This is a genomic window from Nostoc cf. edaphicum LEGE 07299 (assembly GCF_015207245.1).
Classification (GTDB): Bacteria; Cyanobacteriota; Cyanobacteriia; order Cyanobacteriales; family Nostocaceae; genus Nostoc; species Nostoc edaphicum_B.
Genome location: NZ_JADEXF010000435.1, coordinates 1 through 4,538, shown reverse-complemented (window position 1 = coordinate 4,538; position 4,538 = coordinate 1). Strand labels below are relative to the sequence as shown.

Sequence of the window (4,538 nt, the reverse complement as noted above, 5' to 3'; positions counted from 1 at the left end):
GCCCGACAAGCTCTAGAGCGCAAGAAGACTTATACAGACACCAGCACAGCCCTGAAAGCTAGTTTAGATACTCAAAGCACTCAAGTTGAAACCCTCAAGCGCAACTTAATCCAGCTGGAAAGCAAAATTTCTGAGGCTAAGACCAAGAAAGAAATGCTCAGAGCTAGAATCACTACCGCCAAAGCCCAAGAGCAACTTCAAGGTATGGTGCGTGGGATGAATACCAGCAGTGCAATGGCTGCCTTCGAGCGGATGGAAGAAAAAGTCTTAATCCAAGAATCCCGGGCCCAGGCACTAGGAGAGTTAGCAGGTGAAAATTTAGAAAGCCAATTTGCTCAGTTGGAAGGTAGTAGCGATGTTGATGATGAATTGGCAGCTTTGAAAGCCCAGATGCTACCACCCGCTGCTCCACAAAATCAAGCCCAACTACCACCGCAACAAGAAAGCACTGCTCCTAAATCTAATGAGGTGGTTGATGCTGAGTTAGATTCCCTACGCAAGCAATTGGATCAACTGTAAAATTGACAGAAAACTTATTAAAGATAGTCCCACACCCGTTGGTTGTGGGATTTTACGTCAATAGCCCATAGTCAACAATCCTAATAACTATAAATTATTAACTATGGACTATTGACGACTTTGGGATAAAGTATTGTGTGTGCCAACTTCGATCGCCACCTGATGGAGACTGCAATGAGTAAGGCTGTAATCACCATAACCGATGCTGAGTTTGAAACTGAAGTGTTAAAAGCCAAGCAGCCTGTATTAGTTTATTTTTGGGCTTCCTGGTGTGGCCCTTGTCAATTGATGTCGCCCGCGATTAACTTTGCTGCCAGCGAATATAGCGATCGCCTCAAAGTCGTTAAAATGGAAATCGACCCCAACCCACTTACTGTTAAGCAGTACCAAGTGGAAGGTGTACCCGCTCTCAGACTATTTCAAGACCAGGAAGTTTTGATATCCACTGAGGGAGTCATCGGCAAAGAGAAATTACTTGCTCTCCTAGATACGCACTTAAATAGTAATTAGTCATTGGTCATTGGTCATTAGTCATTGGTCACTTGTACTGAGTTTCGACTGCGCTCAACTACCGCGTAGTCGTTGGCGCAGCCTCTCCAAGAGTTGTATTGGTCATGGGTCACTTGTACTGAGCGCTCCCCTTGGTGCAGCCTCTGGTAGAGAAGTATTGGTCATTTGACAAAGGACAAAGGACAAATGACAAATGACAAAGGACAAATGACAAAGGACAAATGACTAATATACAGTTTGCAAAACGTTTACAACCCCTAAAATCGAATGTATTTGCTGATATGGACAGAGCCAAGGCAGTCGCTTTGGCCGCTGGACGAGAGGTAATTGATTTGTCGTTGGGGTCTTCTGATTTACCAGCCGAGGCACACGTTATTGAGGCGATCGCCCAATCTCTGCACGATCGCAGCACCCACGGCTATCTGTTGTTTAACGGTACCCAAGGATTTCGCGAAGCCGCAGCCAACTGGTACGAACAAAAATTTGGTATCAAAGTCGATCCTCAAACTGAGGTATTACCTCTAATTGGTTCTCAGGAAGGCACAGCCCATTTACCCCTAGCAATACTCAATCCAGGAGACTTTGCCCTGTTGCTCGATCCAGGTTATCCATCCCATGCGGGGGGAGTCTACCTAGCCAGCGGTCAAATCTACCCGATGCCACTACTGGCAGAAAATGGTTTTTTACCAGTTTTTGCTGATATTCCTGCCCCAGTATTGGCCCAGTCGCGGATGATGGTATTAAGTTATCCTCACAATCCCACTGCTGCGATCGCACCTTTATCTTTCTTCCAAGAAGCTGTCGCTTTCTGTCAACAACACAACCTCGTGCTGGTTCACGATTTTCCCTATGTAGATTTGGTATTTCAGGAAACTGGGGAAGAAGTAAACTCTTCTGCCAATCCAAAATCCAAAATCCAAAATCCAAAATCCTTAGTCCCCTCAATTTTGCAAGCCGATCCAGAGAAAAGCGTTTCGATTGAATTTTTCACTCTTTCCAAGTCATACAATATGGGCGGTTTCCGCATTGGTTATGCCATAGGTAATGCCCAGTTAATTAAGGCTTTACGCCAGGTAAAAGCTGCCGTTGATTTTAATCAGTATCGGGGAATTTTGAATGGTGCGATCGCTGCCCTAACTGGGCCTCAAGCTGGCGTAAAATCTGCTGTCACCACCTTCCAGGGACGGCGTGATGCTTTCATCAGTGCTTTACACCGCATTGGCTGGAATGTTCCTACTCCCCAAGCCACAATGTACATCTGGGCAAAATTGCCCTCACTTTGGAGTGAAAACTCCGTAGAATTTTGTACCCAGCTAGTCAAACAAACTGGTGTAGCAGTTTCTCCAGGTGCTGGCTTTGGCAAATCTGGAGAAGGGTATGTCCGTTTTGCCTTGGTGCATGAGCCACCTTTGTTAGAAATTGCTGTAGAAAGAATGGTTGAGTTTCTTCATTAAATTTCTTCTCAAGCTGAACGCCAAGGATTTTTAGTGGCAAAGTTTACCAATGGAACATACGGTATGGATTCACATTTGTGCATTGGCGTCAACTTAAGCTAAAAGCCTTTTCAAATTCAAATCTCGTTTCCAGCCAGCCTCTGGGCTGGAAATGCTGCTCTTGGCGGCTCTGCCGCCAGCAAGGGAGCGGAGCCTCTAGGACGGCATTCCCAGTCGGAGACTGGGAACGAGACAAGGAGACAATATCTAAAAGCTGGTTCTAGGCTGGCTTTCACGTTAAGTTGACACCAATGACATTTGTGTGTACCTACCGTATTGTACTGAACTTAAAAAAGTGTATAGTATTCTTTGTAACTATCTTTAATGCTTAAAATATGTAATTAAACGTATAAAACTATCAAAACATTCTTCATCTTTTTATTGATAAACAGCAGTAACTTTACCCAATCAGGTCTCTCCGTTTCTTAAACTGGGTTTGTACGCTTAGATACCAAAGACGGCTAACAATACAGGTCATGCTTTTAAGCAGCCGTATTGCCAAAAAGCCTGTGGTCAAGACAGCCCAAGCCTAAAAACGGCAGTAGTTTAAAACTTAACTTCCAAACTGACAGAGACTTGAAAACAATGAAAATGACTTTTCAGAAACTTGTAATTGGTGCCTCAATGGCTATTGGTGTGAGCGCTCTTGCCACTGCCCCAGCACACGCTACATCCTTTAACTTCAATAATACAGGAGAAATTAACACTTACACTGGTGGGTCAAATGGTACTTTCATCAAAGGGAACGCACAAGGTGGTACTAACGCTGCCATCAAGGCTTTGACAGATAACAATCCCAGCTCTAACGTTGAGCTTTGGTATAGTAGCGAAACCCCAGGTTCTAATGTTGGCTTCACCGCCACAAAAGGAAACTACAGTGCCACCGTTAGTAGTGTCAATGCTAATGACTGGAATAGTTTTGGTTCCCAATGGCTAGGCGATTTATTGAGTAGCTACACACCATTTCAATCAGTTTGGAACGGGTTTTCAGCCGACAGCAAATCACTAATAACTAGTTATTTTCCTTCCTTGGGAATGGGAGATCCTAACATTGGTGGTTTCCAATTCGGTCAAAATGGCGGTGTGGAACTGAAGTTAGTTGGTCACTTGGATGTAAAAACTAAACTTGCAACAACTATTTCTACTAAGGTTGATGAAAAGTGGAATGCAATTAAATCACAGTTTCCTCAACAAACAACTGCACCAACCCTTTCACAAGTTGAAAGTTTAATCCCACAACTACAAACACAACTGAGCGTAATTTCAGGACAGATTACCACACTGCAAACACAACTCAACGCAATTCCAGGACAAATTACCACACTGCAAACACAACTCAACGCAATTCCTAACATTCCAGCCAATCAAGTAAAAAGGCAACAACTGACAAGTCAAATTTCTCAACTGAATACTCTCAAAAATCAGCTGCCAGGTCAAATTTCTCAACTGAATACTCTTAAAAATCAGCTACCAGGTCAAATCTCTCAACTCACATCATTTAAAGATGTACTGACCCTGCAAGCTGCATTAAATGGATATCAAGGTGAAATTGCAGCTAGTGAAATTGCTAAGGTAGTTACTGGTGGTCAAACTTACTATGCCTATAGCTTTAACCCCACTGCATCCGGTATTACTGCTTCTGATGATGGTGTATCCTACAGTGCAATTTATACTTGGTCAACACCTAAATATGTCTCTCCATCCTCTGTACCAGAACCCTCAGTAGTATTTGGTATTTTAGGTGTTGCTGGTATCTTTGTTACACAACGCAAGTTAAAAAAAGTATCTGGTTGAAACTGCGGTTTCCATTCCAAAAAATAAGTAAGGGAGCTAACAGCTCCCTTTTTTGATGAATAATTCCTTGCACCTATAAGATAATTTAATCTTCTAGGTTATACTTTTTCTAAAAATACTTGCAAAAAATAAATCGCTTGCAAGATTTCACATTTGTATGCCTCTACCAACTTGATTTGTTTTTAATATGGATTTTGTACAATGGTATTACTTACCCTCACC

4 protein-coding genes are annotated in these 4,538 nt (G+C 42.9%); all 4 read left to right on the top strand.

What is annotated here, in order from left to right; genetic code table 11:
* The coding region (locus IQ229_RS14205; RefSeq protein WP_194044712.1) for a PspA/IM30 family protein at positions 1-519 on the top strand (519 nt) is incomplete at its 5' end.
* A 174-nt stretch (positions 520-693) separates the two neighbouring features.
* Positions 694-1,029, top strand: a complete 336-nt coding sequence (locus IQ229_RS14200) for a thioredoxin family protein (protein ID WP_194044710.1) — start codon at positions 694-696, stop codon at positions 1,027-1,029.
* Between the two features lie 221 nt (positions 1,030-1,250).
* Positions 1,251-2,483, top strand: coding sequence for an LL-diaminopimelate aminotransferase (locus IQ229_RS14195; protein WP_194044708.1), 1,233 nt, complete (start codon positions 1,251-1,253; stop codon positions 2,481-2,483).
* A gap of 630 nt (positions 2,484-3,113) precedes the next feature.
* Positions 3,114-4,316, top strand: a complete 1,203-nt coding sequence (locus tag IQ229_RS14190) for an NF038130 family PEP-CTERM protein (RefSeq protein WP_194044707.1) — start codon at positions 3,114-3,116, stop codon at positions 4,314-4,316.
* Positions 4,317-4,538 lie beyond the last annotated feature (222 nt).

What these genes read in the sequence shown, in the direction of transcription:
- IQ229_RS14195 (WP_194044708.1), top strand. Translation starts at nt 1,251, where the DNA reads ATGACTAATATACAGTTTGCAAAACGTTTACAACCCCTAAAATCGAAT.
- IQ229_RS14190 (WP_194044707.1), top strand. Translation starts at nt 3,114, where the DNA reads ATGACTTTTCAGAAACTTGTAATTGGTGCCTCAATGGCTATTGGTGTG.
- IQ229_RS14200 (WP_194044710.1), top strand. Translation starts at nt 694, where the DNA reads ATGAGTAAGGCTGTAATCACCATAACCGATGCTGAGTTTGAAACTGAA.